The sequence below is a fragment of the Sphingopyxis sp. J-6 genome (assembly GCF_046603995.1).
In the GTDB taxonomy this organism is placed as follows: Bacteria; Pseudomonadota; Alphaproteobacteria; order Sphingomonadales; family Sphingomonadaceae; genus Sphingopyxis.
Map to the genome: position 1 here is coordinate 1,137,121 of NZ_CP145810.1, position 18,998 is coordinate 1,156,118.

General features: G+C 67.4%; 17 protein-coding genes and 2 riboswitches. All 17 genes read left to right on the forward strand.

Annotation, left to right across the window (positions count from 1 at the left end):
* Positions 1-9 precede the first annotated feature (9 nt).
* The 17 genes from murG to V6U71_RS05600 all read left to right on the forward strand — a co-directional run bounded on the left by murG (position 10) and on the right by V6U71_RS05600 (position 18,987).
* Complete coding sequence (gene murG, locus V6U71_RS05520; RefSeq protein ID WP_411341303.1) at positions 10-1,194, forward strand: undecaprenyldiphospho-muramoylpentapeptide beta-N-acetylglucosaminyltransferase; 1,185 nt, start codon at positions 10-12, stop codon at positions 1,192-1,194.
* Positions 1,194-2,624 (forward strand): UDP-N-acetylmuramate--L-alanine ligase, encoded by a 1,431-nt coding sequence (murC, locus tag V6U71_RS05525; RefSeq protein WP_411341304.1) that lies wholly within the window; start codon positions 1,194-1,196, stop codon positions 2,622-2,624. The genes murG and murC overlap by 1 nt, the downstream gene beginning before the upstream one ends.
* A complete protein-coding gene (murB, locus tag V6U71_RS05530) occupies positions 2,621-3,520 on the forward strand; it encodes a UDP-N-acetylmuramate dehydrogenase (RefSeq protein ID WP_411341305.1) in 900 nt (299 codons plus the stop codon). Before murC ends, murB begins: the two co-directional genes overlap by 4 nt.
* Positions 3,517-4,443, forward strand: coding sequence for a D-alanine--D-alanine ligase (locus V6U71_RS05535; RefSeq protein WP_411341306.1), 927 nt, complete (start codon positions 3,517-3,519; stop codon positions 4,441-4,443). Before murB ends, V6U71_RS05535 begins: the two co-directional genes overlap by 4 nt.
* Positions 4,440-5,381: a cell division protein FtsQ/DivIB gene (locus V6U71_RS05540; protein WP_411341307.1), complete on the forward strand. Its 942-nt coding sequence runs from the start codon at positions 4,440-4,442 to the stop codon at positions 5,379-5,381. The genes V6U71_RS05535 and V6U71_RS05540 overlap by 4 nt, the downstream gene beginning before the upstream one ends.
* 4 nt (positions 5,382-5,385) lie before the next feature.
* Positions 5,386-6,642: a cell division protein FtsA gene (gene ftsA, locus V6U71_RS05545; protein WP_411341308.1), complete on the forward strand. Its 1,257-nt coding sequence runs from the start codon at positions 5,386-5,388 to the stop codon at positions 6,640-6,642.
* Between the two features lie 152 nt (positions 6,643-6,794).
* Positions 6,795-8,249, forward strand: coding sequence for a cell division protein FtsZ (gene ftsZ, locus V6U71_RS05550; protein WP_411341309.1), 1,455 nt, complete (start codon positions 6,795-6,797; stop codon positions 8,247-8,249).
* 99 nt (positions 8,250-8,348) lie between these two features.
* Positions 8,349-10,178: a tetratricopeptide repeat protein gene (locus V6U71_RS05555; protein WP_411341310.1), complete on the forward strand. Its 1,830-nt coding sequence runs from the start codon at positions 8,349-8,351 to the stop codon at positions 10,176-10,178.
* Entirely contained in the window at positions 10,175-11,347 is a 1,173-nt protein-coding gene (locus V6U71_RS05560; RefSeq protein WP_411341311.1) for a deoxyguanosinetriphosphate triphosphohydrolase, read from the forward strand. Before V6U71_RS05555 ends, V6U71_RS05560 begins: the two co-directional genes overlap by 4 nt.
* Complete coding sequence (locus V6U71_RS05565; protein WP_411341312.1) at positions 11,340-11,987, forward strand: NAD-dependent epimerase/dehydratase family protein; 648 nt, start codon at positions 11,340-11,342, stop codon at positions 11,985-11,987. Before V6U71_RS05560 ends, V6U71_RS05565 begins: the two co-directional genes overlap by 8 nt.
* 57 nt (positions 11,988-12,044) lie before the next feature.
* A riboswitch (glycine riboswitch) is annotated at positions 12,045-12,143 on the forward strand.
* A riboswitch (glycine riboswitch) is annotated at positions 12,144-12,259 on the forward strand.
* Positions 12,260-12,313: 54 nt separating this feature from the next.
* On the forward strand, positions 12,314-13,450 hold the full coding sequence (gcvT, locus tag V6U71_RS05570; protein ID WP_411341313.1) for a glycine cleavage system aminomethyltransferase GcvT: 1,137 nt from the start codon (positions 12,314-12,316) through the stop codon (positions 13,448-13,450).
* Positions 13,451-13,453: 3 nt separating this feature from the next.
* Positions 13,454-13,825, forward strand: coding sequence for a glycine cleavage system protein GcvH (gene gcvH, locus V6U71_RS05575; protein WP_054588443.1), 372 nt, complete (start codon positions 13,454-13,456; stop codon positions 13,823-13,825).
* A 42-nt stretch (positions 13,826-13,867) separates the two neighbouring features.
* Positions 13,868-14,689: a glycosyltransferase family 2 protein gene (locus V6U71_RS05580; RefSeq protein WP_411341314.1), complete on the forward strand. Its 822-nt coding sequence runs from the start codon at positions 13,868-13,870 to the stop codon at positions 14,687-14,689.
* A gap of 3 nt (positions 14,690-14,692) precedes the next feature.
* A complete protein-coding gene (gcvPA, locus tag V6U71_RS05585; RefSeq protein ID WP_411341315.1) occupies positions 14,693-16,051 on the forward strand; it encodes an aminomethyl-transferring glycine dehydrogenase subunit GcvPA in 1,359 nt (452 codons plus the stop codon).
* A gap of 32 nt (positions 16,052-16,083) precedes the next feature.
* Positions 16,084-17,643 carry an aminomethyl-transferring glycine dehydrogenase subunit GcvPB gene (gene gcvPB / locus V6U71_RS05590; protein ID WP_411342317.1) on the forward strand — a complete coding sequence of 520 codons (1,560 nt, stop codon included), beginning with the start codon at positions 16,084-16,086 and terminating at the stop codon, positions 17,641-17,643.
* Positions 17,644-17,682: 39 nt separating this feature from the next.
* Positions 17,683-18,600, forward strand: coding sequence for a hypothetical protein (locus V6U71_RS05595; protein WP_411341316.1), 918 nt, complete (start codon positions 17,683-17,685; stop codon positions 18,598-18,600).
* A 36-nt stretch (positions 18,601-18,636) separates the two neighbouring features.
* Entirely contained in the window at positions 18,637-18,987 is a 351-nt protein-coding gene (locus V6U71_RS05600) for a hypothetical protein (RefSeq protein WP_411341317.1), read from the forward strand.
* The last annotated feature ends 11 nt before the right edge of the window (positions 18,988-18,998 follow it).

The following is an 18,998-nucleotide window of genomic DNA, read 5'->3' on the forward strand; positions in this document are numbered from 1 at the left end:
CGCCCAAACATGACAGCGACGCGCCACTTCCTGCTCGCCGCCGGCGGGACGGGGGGACATATGCTGCCTGCCTACGCCCTTGCCGGCGAATTGATCGCGCGCGGCCACCGCGTGGCGCTGGTCAGCGACGATCGCGGGCTGAAAATTCCGGGCGCTCCCGCCGAACTGGAAACGCATGTCCTTCCTGCCGGCCGGGTCTCCGGCGGCCCCGTCGGCTGGCTGAAGGCGGCGCTGGCGATCCGCAAGGGGCGCCGCATGGCCATCGACCTGATCGGTGAATTCGATCCGGCGGTCGTCGTCGGCTTCGGCGGCTATCCCTCGCTCCCCAGCCTGCTCGCTGCGGGTGCGACGCGGCGGCCGCGTGTCCTGCACGAACAAAATGCCGTGCTCGGCCGCGTCAACCGGATGATGGCGCCGCGCGTCGATGCGGTCGCGGTCGCCTATCGCAATATCCAGCGTTTCCCGGCGGGACATGAGGCCAAGCTGCACATCACCGGCAATCCGGTGCGCGACGAGATTATCGCGATCCGCGACGACGGCTTCCCGCCGCTGCCCGAGGACGGCATCTTCCGCCTGCTCGTCGTCGGCGGCAGCCTGGGCGCGACGGTGCTGAGCGAGGTCGTGCCTGCCGCGATCGCGATGCTGCCGCGTGCGCTGCTCGACCGGTTACAGGTCGTCCAGCAATGCCGCGAGGACGATCTGGAGGCGGTGCGCGCCAAATATGCCGAACTGGGCGTCGCCGCCGAATGCGCACCCTATATCGCCGACTTTCCCGAGCGATTGCGCTGGGCGCATCTGGTCATCGCGCGCGCGGGCGCGTCGACCGTTGCCGAGCTTGCCTGCGCCGGGCGGCCCGCAATCTTCGTTCCCTATCCGCACGCGATGGACGATCATCAGACGTATAATGTCGTCGACATGGTCGAGGCGGGTGGAGCGCTTGCCTTTGCACAGGACGATTTCAAGGCCGGCGAGGTCGCCAAGCATATCCAGCGCATGGCGCTTGAACCCGGCGCGCTCGAAGAGGCCGCCGAACGCGCCGCGCGCTGCGGTCTGCCGGACGCGACGCGCAACCTTGCCGATCTTGTTGAATCGCTCGCCGCGCCGCCGATGATGGACGTCATCCGCGTCGGCGCCTCGTCGCGCAGCGCCGCGGTCGCCGCCGGTGTCGCCGCGACCCGCGCCGGAGATCGCTGATGCGCGGCGTTGCGACCGACATCGGCACCATTCACTTCATCGGCATCGGCGGGATCGGCATGTCGGGGATTGCCGAGGTGATGCACAATCTGGGCTATCAGGTGCAGGGCAGCGATATCGCCGACAGTTATGTCGTCGAAGGACTTCGCAAACGCGGGATCAAGGTTGCGATCGGGCATGAGGCGTCGAACGTCGACGGCGTGGCGGTCGTCGTCACTTCGACGGCGGTCAAGCGCGGCAATCCCGAGGTCGAGGCGGCGCTGGCACACCGCATCCCGATCGTCCGCCGCGCCGAGATGCTCGCCGAGCTGATGCGGCTCAAATCGACGGTGGCGATTGCAGGCACGCACGGCAAGACGACGACGACCAGCCTCGTCGCGGCGCTGCTCGACGCGGGCGGGATCGACCCGACCGTGATCAACGGCGGCATCATCAACAATTACGGGTCGAACGCGCGACTGGGTGCGTCTGACTGGATGGTGGTCGAGGCCGATGAAAGCGACGGCAGCTTCCTGCGCCTCGACGGGACGATCGCGGTCGTCACCAACATCGATCCCGAACATCTCGATCATTATGGCAGCTTCGACGCGATCAAGGATGCTTTCGTCGAGTTCATCGAGAATGTGCCCTTCTATGGCGCGGCGATGCTCTGCCTCGACCATCCCGAGGTGCAGGCGATCATTCCGCGCATCCGCGACCGCCGCATCGTCACCTATGGTTTCTCGGCGCAGGCCGACGTGCGCGGCACCAATGTGACGCCGGGGCCCGACGGCAACCGTTTCGACGTCGTGGTGCGCGACCGCGATGGCAACAGCCGGACGATCGAGGGCATCCACCTGCCGATGTCGGGCCGCCACAATGTCCAGAATGCGCTCGCGGCGGTCGCGGTGGCGCTGCACATGGGCGTTTCCGACGACAGGATCGCTTCGGGATTCAACGGCTTTGCCGGGGTCAAGCGCCGCTTCACCAAGGTCGGCGAGATCGCGGCGGGGGAGGGCGTCGTCACCGTCATCGACGACTACGGACACCATCCGGTCGAGATCCGCGCCGTGCTGTCGGCGGCGCGCGAGGGCGCCGGGGCCGGGCGCGTCGTTGCCGTGGTCCAGCCGCACCGTTTCACGCGTCTGCGAGACCATATGGATGATTTCCAACAGGCGTTTAACGACGCCGACATGGTGCTGGCGCTGCCCGTCTATGCGGCAGGCGAAAGCGCGATCGACGGCGTATCGTCGGATGCGCTGGTGCAGGGGCTGCGCGATCGCGGGCACCGGCAGGCCAATGTCGTCGCCGACGCGGGTGCGCTGGCTGCGAGCATCGCGGCGAGCATCAAGGCCGGCGATCTGGGTGCGGGCGATATGGTTATTTGCCTCGGTGCGGGCGACATTACCAAGATGGCGGCGGGCCTCGCCGCTGCGGTCGAGGCGGCATGAGCGTCGCCGAGACCCTTCCCGCCGTGCGCGGCAAGCTGACGGCGAAGGCGCCGCTGGCGCCGCTGGTTTGGTTCAAGTCGGGCGGCTCTGCCGATTGGTTGTTCGAGCCGAAGGATGCCGAGGATCTTGCCGATTTCCTTCGCGATCTCGATCCAGCCATCCCGGTGATGGCGCTCGGCCTCGGCTCGAACCTGATCGTCCGCGACGGCGGCTTTCCGGGTGTTGTCGTCCGGCTGGGCAAGGCGTTCGCGAAGGTCGAGGCGATCGATGCGACGACCTTGCGCTGCGGCGGCGGCGCGTCGGGCATTCTCGTTTCGTCGACCGCGCGCGACGCGGGCATATCGGGGATGGAATTCCTGCGCTCGATCCCGGGCACCGTCGGCGGTTTTGTCCGCATGAACGGCGGCGCCTATGGCGGCGAGGTCAAGGATATCCTGATCGATTGCGACGTCGTGCTGCGCTCGGGCGAGCAGCGGACGCTGCCGCTCACCGACCTCGGCTACACCTATCGCCACAGCGAATTGCCCGAGGGCGCGGTTGTTATCCGCGCGACCTTCCGCGGCCGCCCCGGCGAGGCGCAAGCCATTCAGGCTGAGATGGACCGCATTTCGGCGAGCCGCGAGGCGTCGCAGCCGCTGCGCTCGAAGACCGGCGGCTCGACCTTCAAGAACCCCGACGGGCACAAGGCCTGGCAGCTCGTCGACGAGGCCGGCTGCCGCGGCTTCGCGGTCGGCGGGGCGCAGGTCAGCGAGAAGCACACCAATTTCCTCATCAACACGGGTGAGGCGACGAGCGCCGATATCGAGGCGCTCGGCGAGGAAGTCCGCCGCCGCGTCAAAGCGAAGAGCGGCATCGAACTGCAATGGGAGATTCAACGCGTGGGAGTGGCGAAGTGAGCCGGGGTCCGTGGCATGTGGCTGTCCTGATGGGCGGCTGGTCGGCAGAGCGCGAAGTGTCGCTGATGAGCGGCAAAGGCGTTGCCGATGCGCTGGAATCGCGCGGCCACAAGGTCACGCGGATCGACATGGACCGCGATGTCGCGCTGCGGCTCGCCGAAGCGAAGCCCGACGTCGTGTTCAATGCGCTCCACGGCGTTCCGGGCGAGGACGGGACGGTGCAGGGCATGCTCGACCTGATGGGGCTCAAATATACCCACAGCGGGCTGGTCACCTCGGTGATCGCGATCGACAAGGAATTGACGAAGCAGGCGCTCGTCCCGCATGGTATCCCGATGCCGACGGGGACGATGGTCGACAGCGAAAGCCTCTTTTCGATCGACCCGCTGCCGCGTCCCTATGTCCTGAAACCCGTCAACGAGGGCTCGTCGGTCGGCGTCGCGATCGTCAAGGACGACAGCAATTACGGTAACCCGATCGCGCGCGATGCGGTCGGGCCCTGGCAGGAGTTCGACCGCCTGCTCGCCGAACCCTTCATCAAGGGGCGCGAACTGACCGTCGCGGTGCTCGCCGATACCGCGCTGGCAGTGACCGAACTGCGCGTCAAGTCGGGCTTTTACGACTATGACGCCAAATATACCGACGGGCTGACTGAACATGTGTGTCCCGCCGACGTGCCCGAAGATGTCGCGCAGCGGATGAAGGATCTGGCGCTGCAGGCGCACCGCCTGCTCGGTTGCAAGGGCGCGTCGCGTTCGGATTTCCGCTGGGACGACGAACATGGCCTCGCGGGTATCTTCCTGCTCGAGGTCAACACCCAGCCCGGCATGACGCCGCTCAGTCTGGTGCCCGAACAGGGGCGCGCCGTCGGCATGGATTATGCCGAACTCGTCGAACGCATCGTGGGGGAAGCGTTGTCATGAGCAGTACGAAGATAAAGCGCGCCAAGGCGCCGCCGCGGCGGCCCGCGCGCGCGCCGAAGAAGCGCAAGACGATCAAGACCTCGCGCGTCAATGCGCTGATCAACGCGCTGCCGGTCAGCCCGCAGCGGCTGCAGAAGATCGCCAACTGGACGATCGGCCTCAGCCTCGCCGCAGTGCTGGGTCTCGCGGCGCATGCGACCGGGGTGACCGCGAAGGTCAATGAGGAATGGGCGCAGGCGGTCGGCCGCGCCGGTTTCCAGGTCAAGAAGGTCGAGGTCATCGGCGCCGACCGCATCGACCGGCTGAAGGTTTATGACATCGCGCTGGCGCAAAAGGACCGCTCGATGGCGGCGGTCGATATCGCCGAGGTCCGCCACGACCTGATGCGCTATGGCTGGATCAAGGATGCGCGCGTGTCGCGGCGGCTGCCCGATACGCTCGTCGTAGACATTGTCGAGCGGACCCCGGCGGCGATCTGGCAGCATAACAACCGCCTGTCGCTGATCGACGAGAAGGGGGTCGTGCTCGAACCCGTATCGGTCGCGACGATGCCCGACCTGCCGCTCGTCATCGGGCCGAAGGCGAACCAGCGTTCGCAGGATCTCGACCGGTTGCTGGCCGAAGCGAGCAGCCTCAAGGAATTGCTCGCGGGGGCAACCTGGGTCGGCAACCGCCGCTGGGACCTGCGCTTCCGCAGCGGCGAAACGCTGTCACTGCCCGAGGGCGAGACCGAAGCGAAGGCGGCGCTCGCGAAGTTCGCGCATATGGACGGCGCCAACCGCCTGCTCGGGCGCGGCATCTTGCGTTTCGACATGCGCGATCCCGAACGTTTCGTGCTACGCCTGCCGCACGAAGGTCAGGTGGCGCCCGCAAAGCTCGACGATGCGCGCGCCGCGGTCGATGCCGTCGCCACGGCAAGCGCGGCGGAGAAGGGATAAGGTCATGGCGCCCCCGCGGATCGAAAAGATCATTACCGCGCTCGATGTCGGGTCGTGGAAAGTCTGCGCGCTCATCGCCGGGCAGACCGCCGACGGCCAGCTCCATGTCCTCGGCACCGGCCAGCGCGAAAGCCGCGGCGTCCAGCGCGGCTATGTCGCCGACATGGAACAGACCGAACATATCGTGCGCGAGGCGATCGAGCAAGCGGAGCGGATCGCGGGGCTGAACATCGACGATGTCTGGGTCAGCTTTTCGGCGGGCAGCCTGCTCAGCGACGTCGCGCCGATCGAAAGCGAACTCGGCGGCCACCGCATCGAGCAGGAGGACGTCGACGACCTGCTCGCGGCGGGCCGCGCCGGCATCGATCCCGAAGGCCGGATGATCCTTCACGCCCAGCCGGCGCTCTACACCCTCGACGGCCTGACCGGCGTCAAGAACCCGATCGGCCTCCACGCCGACCGGCTGGGGGTCGATATCCATATCATCATGGCCGACGGGGCGCCGGTACGGAACCTCGAGGCGGCGGTCCGGCAGGCGCATCTCGACGTCCGTGCGGTCGTCGCGTCGCCGATCGCGGCGGGGTTGGCGTGCCTGTCCGACGAGGAACGCGACCTCGGCGTCGCGCTCGTCGAGCTTGGCGCCGCCGTGACGACGGTTTCGCTCTATGCCGGCGGCATGCTGGTCGAAATGGCGTCGCTGCCGTTCGGCGCCAGCGACATCACCGACGATATCGCCTCGGCCTTCGGCATCCGTCGCAGCCAGGCGCAGCGGCTCCAGAGCTTCTACGGGTCGGCGTCGGCGAGCCCGCGCGACAATAACGAGATCATCGAACTCGAACCCGGCGCCCCGGCCGGCAGCGATTCTCCCCGCATCACGCGTGCCCAGCTCGTCTCGGTGATCCGCCAGCGGCTCGACGCGATGATGGGAGAGATTGGCAGGACGCTGAAAGACCTGCATTTCGTCGGGCCGATCGGTCGCCAAGTCGTTTTGGTCGGCGGCGGTGCCGACCTGAAAGGCCTTGCCGACTATACCCAGAGCGCGCTCGGCCGCGCGGCGCGCGTCGGGCGACCGCGCGGCTTGCACGGCCTGCCCGATGCGCATTCGGGACCGGCTTTCGCAACGCTCGCGGGTCTGGTTCTCTATGCCGCGTCGGACCCCGTAGACCTCCGTGACCTGCCGATGATGGGTCAGGATGTGTACCGGCCGAAGGGTGCGGGCATCATTCACCGCTTGATGGCGGCACTCAAGAGCAGTTTCTGAATGCAGAGCGACGAAAAGGTTAATTTTTTGGGTGATTCCCGCGTAACAATAGTGCAATGCACGGAAAGAAAGCCGGACGGTCCGACCACCGACCGGCAGGGTCGCATGGTGAGGGAAGCGGCGCTGGTTCGCCGCTGCAGGGAGATCGATTGATGAGCATCAATATTGGCCCGCCGCAGGTCGATGAGCTGAAGCCGCGGATCGCGGTGATCGGCGTCGGTGGCGCAGGGGGCAATGCCATCGCCAACATGATTGCCGCGCGTGTCGAGGGCGTCGATTTCATCGTCGCCAACACCGATGCGCAGGCGCTCAACGCCTCGCCGGCCGAACGGCGCATCCAGCTGGGGACGCAGATCACCCAGGGTCTGGGTGCGGGTTCGCGGCCCGAGGTCGGCCGCGCGGCGGCCGAGGAAAGCATCGCGCAGGTCGAAGAGGCGCTGAACGGTGCGCACATGTGCTTCGTCGCTGCCGGCATGGGCGGCGGCACCGGTACCGGCGCCGCCCCGGTGATCGCCAAGGCCGCACGCGACCGCGGTATCCTGACCGTCGGCGTCGTGACCAAGCCTTTCACATTCGAAGGCCAGCGTCGCATGCGGTCCGCCGAGGCCGGCATTGCCGAGCTGCAGGACCATGTCGACACGCTGATCGTCATTCCGAACCAGAATCTCTTCCTCGTCGCCAATCCGAACACGACCTTCAAGGAAGCGTTCACGATGGCCGACGAAGTGCTCCAGCAGGGCGTTCGCGGCATTACCGACCTGATGGTCATGCCTGGCCTGATCAACCTCGACTTCGCCGACGTGCGCAGCGTGATGCGCGAAATGGGCAAGGCGATGATGGGCACCGGCGAGGCCGAAGGCGACGGCCGCGCGCTCGAAGCTGCCCAGAAAGCCATTGCCAATCCGCTGCTCGACGGCGTGTCCATGGCGGGCGCCAAGGGCGTCATCATCTCGATCACCGGCGGCGAGGATATGCGCCTGATGGAAGTCGACGAAGCTGCGAACCACATTCGCGAGCTGGTCGATCCCGACGCCAACATCATCTGGGGCAGCGCCTTCAACGACAGCCTCGACGGCAAGATCCGCGTTTCGGTCGTCGCGACCGGCATCGACAGCAATGGTGAAACGGCGGCGCAGGCTTCGCCCGCGACGCGCAGCTTCTCCTTCGCTCCGGCGCGCACGGTGGCGCCGACTCCGGTCGTCGAGGAAGCGATCGAGCCGGTTGTCGCGGAGGAGCCCGTCGCAGAAACCGCACCGGCAACCGACAACGATCCGGCGCCCGGTTTTTCGCTCAACGACGATGTCCAGCCCGAAGCTCCGGCGGCGGAAGCCGAAGAAGAGCCGATGGTCCTGTCGGAGGTCGCGGCAACATATGACGACACTGCCGACGAACTGGTGCTCGGCCAGCCCGAAGCGCCGGTCGCCGAATATCGCCCGTCGCCGGCTGCTCCGGCTGCCGAATCGCCGGCACGCGGGGGCGGCGGCGGGACGCTGTTCGAGCGGATGTCGCGGCTGTCGCGCGGATCGACGCAGGTCGATGGCGAAGAGGCAGAGAAGGAAGACGGGGTCGATATCCCGCGCTTTCTTGGGCGACAGAACAACCAGTAACGGGGCTCGCGCGGCCGTAGCGATTTGATGGGCAAGGCGGCCGGAACTCGGGATGATTTGCCCATGCGGCGAATAAACTGGACGGGCAGGCGGGGACGCGTGCGGCATCTCGCCCGCATGTTCTTCGCCCTGTCGCTCGGTACGGCGATCGTATCCCCGGCGCTGGCCATGCAGGTCACGCCGCCCGACGCTGCGACCAAGGCGGCGATGGACAAGCGTACCACGGCGCGGACGCTGCTGTCGTCGGCGCTCGCGCGCATTGCAGCGAACAATAGCGACCCCGCCGCGCTGCTCGACGCCGGCCGGGCTTCGATCGACCTCGAGGATTATCGCGCGGCGCTGGGATTTCTCGCTCGCGCCGAGCAGGCCAACCCGCGCGATGGGGCGGTCAAGGCGGCACTTGGATCGGCGGCGGTCCATATGGAAAATCCGACCCGGGCGCTCGACTATTTCGGCGAAGCTCAGCTTCTTGGGGCGCCGGAACGGCTGTTCCTCGCCGATCGGGGACTGGCGCGCGACCTGCTCGGGCAGCAGGACGCGGCGCAGCGCGACTATCAACTCGCGCTGTCGATTGCGCCCAATGACGAGTTGACGCGCCGCTTTGCGCTGTCGCTGGCGATCAGCGGGCAGGCGGATCGCGGTATCCAGTTGCTGACGCCGCAATTGCGCGCGCAGGATCGCGGTGCCTGGCGGCTGCGCGCGATGATGCTGGCGATTGCCGGACGCGAGGACGAGGCGACCGAGGTCGTCAACGCGACGATGCCGCCGCAACTTGCGCAGAATATCCTGCCTTATCTCACCAAGATGGACCGGCTCAATCCGGCACAACAGGCCGCCGCAGCACATTTCGGGCGCTTCCCTGCCGGCGAGTTGGGGCCGCGGCGCAAACCGGTGCAGGTCGCGGCGGCAACGCCCGCTCCGGCCCCCGCACCGGCATCGACATCCAGTAAGCGACGGCAGGGCAGCGATCGTGAGCGGGGGCGCGAAACGGTGCCGGCGGCTCCCGTCCGCCGCGTTGCCGAAGCGCCCGCTGCGGCGCCGCGAACCCCGATCCAGATGGCGCCGGCATCGACGCCCGCGCCGCGGCCGACCCCCGCACCGACACCGACACCGACACCGACACCGACGCGGGCCCCGGCCCCGACCGTCGTCGCAGCTCTTCCGGCCCCCGCACCAACACCGGCTCCGACACCGACATTCGCTCCTGCGCCGGCTCCGGCACCGGCTCCAACGACGCCGCCGATCGGTGTGGCGGTGAACCGCGATGCCGGGCCGGTCGGACCCGGCTTCTCGATTGCCGATATCCGGTCGTCGCCAACGCCAGCGCCCACTCCCGCCGTGGAGCCTGCGCCCCCGTCGGCGCAGCCTGCGGCCGTACCACCGCCTTCGACGCCCACGCCTGCCGCTGCAGCGCCTACGCCTGTCAGCGCTGCGCCGCTTGCCTCGCTCGCCGACATCGTCGGCTCGATCGAGATTCCCCCCGAGGAACTGGCGCGCCCCGCCGACGCGATCGGAGCCGATACCCTGGCGAAGCTGCAGGAAGATCGCCGCCGCGCCGAAGCCGCCGAGGCGGCGAAGCGCGAGAAGGACGCCGCTGCGGCGAAAGCGAAGGCCGAAGCCGAGGCCAAGGCGAAAGAAGAAGCGGCCGAGAAAAAGGCCAATCCCGCGCGCATCTGGGTGCAGGTTGCGACGGGCGCCAACGCAAGGGCGCTGGCGACCGATTTTGGCAAATTCGCCAAGAAGAGTCCCGATATTTTCAAGGGTAAGTCGGCCGCTACCGCCGAATGGGGGCGGACCCGCCGCCTGCTCGTCGGACCGTTCAAGGACCGTAAGGCAGCGCAAGACTGGCTGGCGAGCTACAAGAAGGCGGGCGGCGACGGCTTCCTGTTCAACAGCGAAGCCGGTCAGGAAGTCGACCCGGTCAAGTGAGTGTCGCGGAGTGCGCCAGCGATCCAGCGCAGAACCGCGGACGCCGTTATGAAGAGGTCGGCCGCGTCGTCCGCGGGCCGCGCGATGCCTTTCAGCGCGACCGCGACCGGATCATCCATTCGATCGCTTTCCGTCGTCTGCGTCACAAGACGCAGGTGTTCGTCGCGCCCGACGGCGACCATTATCGCGTCCGCCTGACCCACAGCATCGAGGTCGCGCAGATCGGCCGCGGCATCGCGCGCGCGCTGGGGCTCAACGAAGATCTGACCGAGGCGCTTTGCCTTGCCCACGATATCGGTCATCCGCCGTTCGGTCATGCGGGCGAGGATGCGCTGAAGGCCGCGATGGCCGCGCACGGCGGCTTCGACCACAATGGCCATACATTGCGCACGCTCGCGCGGCTCGAATGTCCCTATCCGCGCTTCGACGGGCTCAATCTGACGTGGGAAACGCTCGAAGGGCTCGCAAAGCATAATGGTCCGGTGACCCGGCCCGGCTGGGCGCTGTCCGAAATCGACGCCGACTTTCCGCTCGACCTGTCAAGCCATGCCAGCCTTGAGGCGCAGATCGCGGCCGTCGCCGACGACATCGCCTATGACAATCACGATATCGACGACGGCCTGCGCGCGGGGCTGCTCGATCTCGACCAGTTGATGGAGCAGCCGTTTGTCGCCGCCAATTTCCGCGCCGTCGAGGATCGCTTTCCCGGGGCACCGCGCGACCGGCTGCTGCGCGAACTCGTCCGCGACCAGATCGGCGTGATGGTCAACGATGTCATCGCGTCGACGCAGGCGAATGTCGCGGAGGCGGGCGTCGCGAGCGTCGAGGAGGTCCGCGCCGCCGGGCGGCCGCTCGGCGGGTTTTCGGCAGGCCTTGCCGCCGAAGAGCGCGAACTCAAGCGTTTCATGTACGCCAATCTTTATCACCATCCCGAACAGCTTGCCGCGGCGGCGGCGGCGAGCGAGGTGATCGGGCGGCTGTTCGCGGCTTATGCCGACGATCCCCGGTTGATGGGCGAAGACTGGTCGTCGCGCGTGCCCGGCGAAGAAGGCGCGACAGTGCGCCATATCGGTGATTATATTGCCGGCATGACCGACCGCTTTGCCATCGACCGCTATGCCGACATCTTTGGCCGCGATGCCGTGCCGGGGGCGTTGGCGCATGCCTGACGCGTTGATCGTCGGCGCGACCGGCATGGTCGGGCGATCGGTGGCCGAGCAGGCCACGGCACAGCCGCTGACGATCCTCGCGCGCCGCGATACGGGAGATTTTCCCCCGCAGCACCGGCTCCAGCGCGCCGCGCCCGATCGCTGGCCGGGCATCATTGCGGCCGAGCGGCCGGCCATCCTCATCTCGTGCCTCGGCACGACGATCCGTCAGGCGGGGTCGGAAGCGGCGTTTCGCGCCGTCGACCATGACCTGGTGCTGGCGGTCGCGGCGGCGGCGAAAGAAGCCGGAACGTCGCATATGATCGCGGTCAGCTCGGTCGGCGCGGCGGCGAAGAGCCGCAATTTCTATCTGCGCACCAAGGGCGAGGTCGAGGAGGCGCTGCGCGGGCTAGGTTTCGGCCGGCTCGATATCCTGCGGCCCGGCCTGCTGACGGGCGACAGGCAGGGGCCGCCGCGGCTGGGCGAGGGGATCGCGATGCTCGCGGCGCCGCTCACCGACGCATTGATGCACGGATCGCTGCGCCGCTATCGCTCGATTCCCGGCGCGACCGTGGCCGCGGCGATTGTCCGGCTGGCCGGAGCGGGCGGGTCAGGCTCCTATGTGCACGAAAACGACGCGATCCGCGCGCTCGCCGATTGACTCCTTTGCCGGGCGGCGCCAAGGCTCGGGCGTCTGTCGGGTTCCTTACGGGATTCGACCGGCCGCGCGGGAGAGCGTGGGGCAGGGCAACCGGCACCCACCACCGAAGGAGCAACCGCCCCGGAAACTCTCAGGTCAAAGGACCGCGCTGGCTGGAACGGACACTCTGGAAAGCGTTCCGGCCCGTTGCCGGAACCACCGAAGGGGTAACCCCGGCGCCATATTCGGCCCAAGGGGGAAAACTCTCAGGTTCCCGTGACAGAGGGGGCATGGCGGAAACCGCGGCAGAGGGCCGCGCGTTCGTCATGCAACCGCGGGAGACTGACATGACCGAAAATGAACAGACGGACGACGAGTTTGCGGTGCCGACCGCGACCCTGCCGCTCGACGCCTGGCACCGCGACCGCGGCGCGCGAATGGTCGAATTCGCCGGCTACTGGATGCCGATCCAGTATGAAGGCATCATGGCCGAACATATGTGGACGCGCGAGAATGCGGGCCTGTTCGACGTCAGCCATATGGGGCAGATCAGCCTGTCGGGCGACGGTGTTGCCGAAGCGCTCGAAACGCTCGTTCCCGGCGATATCTCGGCGCTGAAACCCGGCCGGATGCGCTATTCGCTGCTGCTCGGCGAGGACGGCGGCATTCTCGACGACCTGATGGTGACCAACGAAGGCGACCAGCTTGGTATCGTCGTCAACGGCGCGGTCAAATGGGACGATATCGGCTATCTGCGCGAAAATCTTCCCGACGACATCACGCTCAATCACAACGAGGATTACGGCCTGCTTGCGTTGCAGGGACCGAAAGCGGCGACGGCGCTCGCGCGGCTGGTCCCCGAGGCGGCCGACCTTGTCTTCATGCAGGCGGCGCGCGCGACATGGAGCGGCCATGCGATCGGCCTCAGCCGCTCGGGCTACACCGGCGAGGACGGTTACGAGATTTCGCTGCCGAACGAGGCACTCACCGCCTTTGCCGACGCGCTCTGCGCGATGGACGAGGTGAAGCCGATCGGCCTCGGCGCGCGCGACAGCCTGCGCCTTGAAGCCGGCCTGCCGCTTTACGGCCACGACCTCGACCCGACGACCGACCCCATCGAAGGCGATCTGGCGTTCGCGATCAGCAAGCGCCGCCGCGAAGAGGGCGGTTTCCCGGGCGCAGCCCGCATCCTCGGCCACCTTGCCGACGGCAGCCCGCGCAAGCGCGTCGGCCTGCTGGTCGATGGCAAGCTGCCGGTGCGCGAGGGTGCTAAGCTGTTCGACGGAAACACCGAAATTGGCGTCGTGACTTCGGGCGGCTTTGCGCCGAGCGTCGGCGCGCCGATCGCCATGGGCTATGTCCCGCGCGACCATGCGGCGCCCGGCACCGCGATCGCCGCCGAGGTGCGCGGCAAGCGGGTGCATTGCACTGTCGCGGCGATGCCCTTCGTTCCCCATAATTATGTCCGCAAACAGGGAGGCTGACCGATGCCGCGTTATTATACCGAAGAGCATGAGTGGATCGACGTCGATGGCGACATCGCGACCGTCGGCATCACCGACTTTGCGCAGGGCCAGCTTGGCGACATCGTCTTCGTCGAGGTTCCCGATACCGGCGCCGAACTGACCGCGGGCGGCGATGCCGCGGTGGTCGAATCGGTGAAGGCGGCGAGCGACGTCTATGCGCCGGTCGACGGCACCGTCACCGAAGGCAACGGCCAGCTCGAGGAAGATCCCGCGCTCGTCAACTCGGACCCCGAGGGCGAAGGCTGGTTTTTCCGCATGACGCTGGCCAACAAAGGCCAACTCGACGGCCTGATGAACGCGGCTGCGTACAAGGCCTTCTGCGACGACCTTTGACCCGGACCCCCTCCCGTATGCGGGAGGGAAAGGGGAGACGATGTGACCGACACCGGCCCGGCCCTTTCGCATTGCCGCCTGATGGTGGCGACGCCCATCTATGACGGGGCGCAGGGCACCTATGTCCGCGCCGCGCTCGACCTCGCGCTGAAGGCGCAAGCAGCGGGCGTGCCGGTGCGGTTCGAGTTCATCCTCTATCAACCGTCGATCACCCGCGCCCGCAACATGCTGACCGCGATGTTTCTCGCCAGCGATTGCACCCATATGCTGTTCGTCGATGCCGACATCGATTTCACGGCGGAAGACGTGTTTTCGATGGTGCGGGCGATGGACGGCCATCCGGACTGCGGCGTGCTGGGCGCCGCCTATCCGCGGCGGATGACGAACTGGCGGAACGTCGCCCGTGCAGTCGAAGCGGGGCTGGCAAAGGACAATCCGTCGGACCTGCAGCGCTTCGCAGGCGAGTTCGCTCTGCAGTTTCTTCACCCCGAACAGGGGTTTGCGCTCTCCGACCTCGTCGAACTGGCGCATGTCGGGACCGCGATGATGCTGATCCGCCGCGAGGTGCTGGAGGGAATGCGGACGCGCTATCCCGACACCGCCTTTCGCCCCGACCCGGCCGAGCGGCAGACGCACCGGCTGGGAGAGCAGGTTCATGCCTTCTTCTATCCGATGATCGACCCCGAAACCCGGTCGCTCCTGTCCGACGATTATGCCTTTTGCCGCCGCGTCCGCGACGCGGGTTTTCGCATCTGGCTCGCCCCGTGGGTCAAGGTCACCCACAGCGGCCCCGCGATCTTCCAGGGATCGCTTTCCGACGTTGCGCAGCTTCTGGCTGCAAATCCCGCTTCTTCTCCGGAGTAACATATGCGCTACCTCCCTCTCACTCCCGACGATCGCAGCGCGATGCTCGGCGTCATCGGCGCATCGTCGATCGACGACCTGTTCGCCGATGTCCCCGCCGAGGCCCGGCTGAACGGTCCGATCGAGGGGCTGCCGATGCAGGCCAGCGAGCTGGCGGTCGAACGTCATATGGGCGCGCTTTCGCGCCGCAACCGGGCAGCGGGCGACGGACCCTTCTTCCTCGGCGCGGGCGCCTATCGCCACCATGTGCCGGCGAGCGTCGACCATCTGATCCAGCGCGGTGAGTTCCTGACCGCCTATACGCCCTACCAGCCCGAAATCGCGCAGGGCACGCTGCAGATGCTGTTCGAATTCCAGTCGCAGGTCGCGCGGCTGCTCGGCACCGACGTCGCCAATGCGTCGATGTACGACGGCTCGACCGCCTGCTGGGAGGCGATCGTCATGGCGCGGCGCGTGACCCGGCGGAACAAGGCGCTGCTGTCGACCGGGCTCCACCCGCATTATCGCAGCGTCGCGCGGACGATGGCGAAATATACGGGCGATGTGCTGGTCGATGGCGACCCCGAGCTTGCGGCGGGGACCGACTGGGCGGCACTGGTGGCGGCGATCGACAAGGAAACGAGCTGCGTCGTCGTCCAGTATCCCGACATCCTTGGCCGCATCGACGACATGTCGGCGCTGGCCGCGGCGTGTCAGGCCGCAGGCGCGTTGCTGATCGCGGTGGTCACCGAACCGGTCGCGCTGGGGCTGATCAAGTCGCCCGGCGAGATGGGCGCCGACATCGTGGTCGGCGAGGGCCAGTCGCTCGGCGTCGGGCTGCAGTTCGGCGGGCCCTATGTGGGGCTGTTCGCCTGCAAGGCCAAATATGTCCGCCAGATGCCGGGGCGCCTGTGCGGCGAGACCGTCGATGCGAACGGCAAGCGCGGCTTCGTGCTAACGCTGTCGACCCGCGAACAGCATATCCGCCGCGAAAAGGCGACGAGCAATATCTGTACGAACTCAGGCCTTTGCGCACTGGCATTCAGCATTCACATGACCTTGCTCGGCGAGGCGGGGCTGCGCGGGCTGGCCGCGATCAACCATGGCCGCGCCAAGACGGCGGCGGCGGAGCTGGCAAAAATCCCGGGTGTTGCGGTGCTGAACGAGAGCTTCTTCAACGAGTTCACCCTACTGTTGCCGACAGCCGCGCGGCCGGTGATCCACCGGCTTGCCGAACAGGACATATTGGGCGGCGTCTCGCTCGGCCGCCTCTATCCCGGCAATGCGGGCCTCGAGAACGGCCTGGTCGTTGCGGTCACCGAAACCGTCACGGAGGCGGATATTGCCGCCTTTGCGACCGCCCTGAAGGAGGTGCTGGCATGACCGCGCTCAACCGCGCCGGCTGGCGCCCCGAAATGAATGCCGCTGGCGGTGCCGACGACAATGTCACTTTCACCGGCAACCGCGCGCTGATGCTGGAAGAGCCGCTGATCTTCGAGATCGGGTCGAACGAAACGACCGGCGTCGATTTCGACGAGGCGGCACCCGCGGCCGACCTCGGCGCGCTCGCGCGCACGGCGCCGATCGGCCTGCCGGGGCTCAGCGAGTCCGAAACCGTCCGCCATTACACGCGCCTGTCGCGGCAGAATTATGCGATCGACCTCGGGCTCTTCCCGCTCGGAAGCTGCACGATGAAGCACAATCCGCGCCTTAATGAAAAGGTCGCCCGGATGGCGGGGTTCGCCGATGCGCATCCGTTGCAGCCGCAGGAGACGGTGCAGGGCGCCTATGCGGTGATCCACGAGCTGGCCGAATGGCTGGTGACGCTGACCGGTATGCACAGCGTCGCGATGTCGCCCAAGGCCGGCGCGCATGGCGAACTGTGCGGCATCCTCTGCATCAAGGCGGCGCTGGAAGCGCGCGGCGAGGATCGGCGCGTGCTGCTCGTCCCCGAAAGCGCGCATGGCACCAACCCCGCGACCGCGGCCTTCGCGGGCTTCACGGTCGAGGATATTCCGGCGACCGCCGAGGGCCGGGTCGACCTGGCGGCGCTCAAGGCACGCCTCGGGCCCGACGTCGCGGGGGTGATGGTCACCAACCCGAACACCTGCGGGCTGTTCGAGCGCGACATGAAGGCGATCTCCGACGCGGTCCACGCGGCGGGTGGCTATGTCTATTGCGACGGCGCCAATTTCAACGCGATCGTCGGCCGCGTCCGCCCCGGCGACCTTGGCGTCGACGCGATGCACATCAACCTGCACAAGACCTTTTCGACCCCGCACGGCGGCGGCGGGCCGGGCTCGGGTCCGGTCGTGCTGTCCGAAGCGCTCGCACCATTCGCGCCGCTTCCCTTCGTCACGAAGCAGGCGGACGGCGGCTTCCGCCTGATCGAAGAGGAAAGCGTCGGCGAGGATCATCCGCAAACCTTCGGCCGGATGACCGCCTTCCACGGCCAGATGGGGATGTTCACCCGCGCGTTGACCTATATCCTCAGCCACGGCGCCGACGGGCTGAAGCAGGTCGCCGAGGATGCTGTGCTCAACGCCAATTATCTGCTGCGCAGCCTCGACGATGTGCTCGATGCGCCGTTCGGCGGCTCGGGGCCGTGCATGCACGAGGCGCTGTTCAGCGACCGCGGGCTTGCCGAGGGTTTCTCGACGCTCGACATCGCCAAGGGGCTGATCGACGAGGGCTATCACCCGATGACGGTCTATTTCCCGCTCGTCGTCCATGGCGCGATGTTGGTCGAACCGACCGAGACCGAAAGCAAGGCGGTGCTAGACCAGTTCGTCGGCGCGCTGCGCAGTATCGCGCTGCGCGCGAAAAACGGCGATCCGGTGCTCAAGTCGGCGCCGCATTTCGCGCCGCGCGCGCGGCTCGACGAAACGGCGGCGGCGCGCAAACCGGTGCTGGCGTGGAGCGAGCCCGAAGTGGCGCCGGGCGTGCCGGTGGCGAGCGAGATCGGCGGCGGCTGAAGGCATTTGACCCTTCGCCGGCAGGAAGCGGAGGGGACTATGGGGCAGTGGGCAACATATGTGGCGGCGCTCGCAGCGGCTCCGGTGACCGCGCAGGCGCCGGCGACGACCAGCGCCGTTGCGCCCGATCCCGCGGCGGCGCTTTCCGGGATGGTCGCCGCCGACCGTGCTTTCGCGGCGGCCGCGGAAGGCGCGCTTTTGCCCGACGCGATCGGTGCGATGCTCGCCGCCGATGCGATCATGCCGGCGCGTGGCGACAAGCCTTTTCTCCGCTCGCGCGATGAGATTATCGCCTATCTGCGGTCGAACCCTGCCGCCGGCCACGCGCGCATCGGCTGGTTCCCGGTGCGCGGCGGGATTGCGGCCGACGGGCGGCATGGCTTCACCGCGGGATATGTCATCGTCACCCAGCCCGACGGTGCGACGCAGCCCGGCAAATATCTGGCCTATTGGGGACGCACTGCCGGTGGCTGGCGCGCCCTGGCCTACAAGCGCGCGCCGCGGCCCGGAGGCGTGGTCGGCACCGAATTTCGCGCGCTCGGCATGCCGAAGGCCGATGCATGGCAGAGCGAGGGAGGGGCGGGCGCGCTTGCAAGCCTGCTCGCGGCCGAGCGCGCCTTTGCGGCGAAAGCGCAGGTCGTCGGGGTCGGGCCGGCCTTCGCCGAATATGGCCATGCCGATGCGATCAACATGGGCGCCGGTGCGGCCTTCACTGAAGGCGCGGCCGCGATTGCGGCGGGTTTCGATCCCGAAGCGCAGCCCGGGCAGGCGATCGACTGGGCTCCCGATTTCGGAATTGTCGCCGCGTCGGGCGACCTCGGTATCAGCTTCGGGCGCATCGTGCCGAAGCGGCGTCCGCCCGAATTGGCCGCCGACGCACCGCTTCCTGCATCGCCCTTTTTTACGATCTGGCATCGTGATACGCCTGCCGGTCCATGGCGATATATCGCCGAATAGGGGGTGAATGATGGCGGGGGCGGGGTTTTCGATTCGATGTCGACGCTGATCCCCGATCCCGCTCCCGACGATATCCGTCGCCGTGCCGGCGGTTGCCTGCTCGCCGGCACGCTGTTCGTGACGAGCTTCATCGTCGCCTGGCTCGCCGCGATCATGCTCTATGGTCTCGTCGTCGAACAGTGGGAGATGGTCCGCGTCCGGCGCGAGTTCAGCTATGACTGGGCCTTTCTCTACGCGCCGCTCTTTGCCTTCGGTTGCGGCACGGCCGCCGCTTTCTGGGCGACGCGGCGGCAGTCGGCGGTGCGGATCACTATGTTGATTATCGTCACCAGCCTGATCGCCCTGTTCGCGGGCATAATGTTGTTCGGCCTGGGCGGGCTGATCTAGAAATCGGGGGA

Excerpts from the sequence above, each read along its gene's own strand:
- murG (WP_411341303.1), top strand. The coding sequence starts at position 10 with ATGACAGCGACGCGCCACTTCCTGCTCGCCGCCGGCGGGACGGGGGGA.
- murC (WP_411341304.1), top strand. The coding sequence starts at position 1,194 with ATGCGCGGCGTTGCGACCGACATCGGCACCATTCACTTCATCGGCATC.
- murB (WP_411341305.1), top strand. The coding sequence starts at position 2,621 with ATGAGCGTCGCCGAGACCCTTCCCGCCGTGCGCGGCAAGCTGACGGCG.
- V6U71_RS05540 (WP_411341307.1), top strand. The coding sequence starts at position 4,440 with ATGAGCAGTACGAAGATAAAGCGCGCCAAGGCGCCGCCGCGGCGGCCC.
- ftsA (WP_411341308.1), top strand. The coding sequence starts at position 5,386 with ATGGCGCCCCCGCGGATCGAAAAGATCATTACCGCGCTCGATGTCGGG.
- ftsZ (WP_411341309.1), top strand. The coding sequence starts at position 6,795 with ATGAGCATCAATATTGGCCCGCCGCAGGTCGATGAGCTGAAGCCGCGG.
- V6U71_RS05565 (WP_411341312.1), top strand. The coding sequence starts at position 11,340 with ATGCCTGACGCGTTGATCGTCGGCGCGACCGGCATGGTCGGGCGATCG.
- gcvT (WP_411341313.1), top strand. The coding sequence starts at position 12,314 with ATGACCGAAAATGAACAGACGGACGACGAGTTTGCGGTGCCGACCGCG.
- gcvH (WP_054588443.1), top strand. The coding sequence starts at position 13,454 with ATGCCGCGTTATTATACCGAAGAGCATGAGTGGATCGACGTCGATGGC.
- gcvPA (WP_411341315.1), top strand. The coding sequence starts at position 14,693 with ATGCGCTACCTCCCTCTCACTCCCGACGATCGCAGCGCGATGCTCGGC.
- gcvPB (WP_411342317.1), top strand. The coding sequence starts at position 16,084 with ATGAATGCCGCTGGCGGTGCCGACGACAATGTCACTTTCACCGGCAAC.
- V6U71_RS05595 (WP_411341316.1), top strand. The coding sequence starts at position 17,683 with ATGGGGCAGTGGGCAACATATGTGGCGGCGCTCGCAGCGGCTCCGGTG.
- V6U71_RS05600 (WP_411341317.1), top strand. The coding sequence starts at position 18,637 with ATGTCGACGCTGATCCCCGATCCCGCTCCCGACGATATCCGTCGCCGT.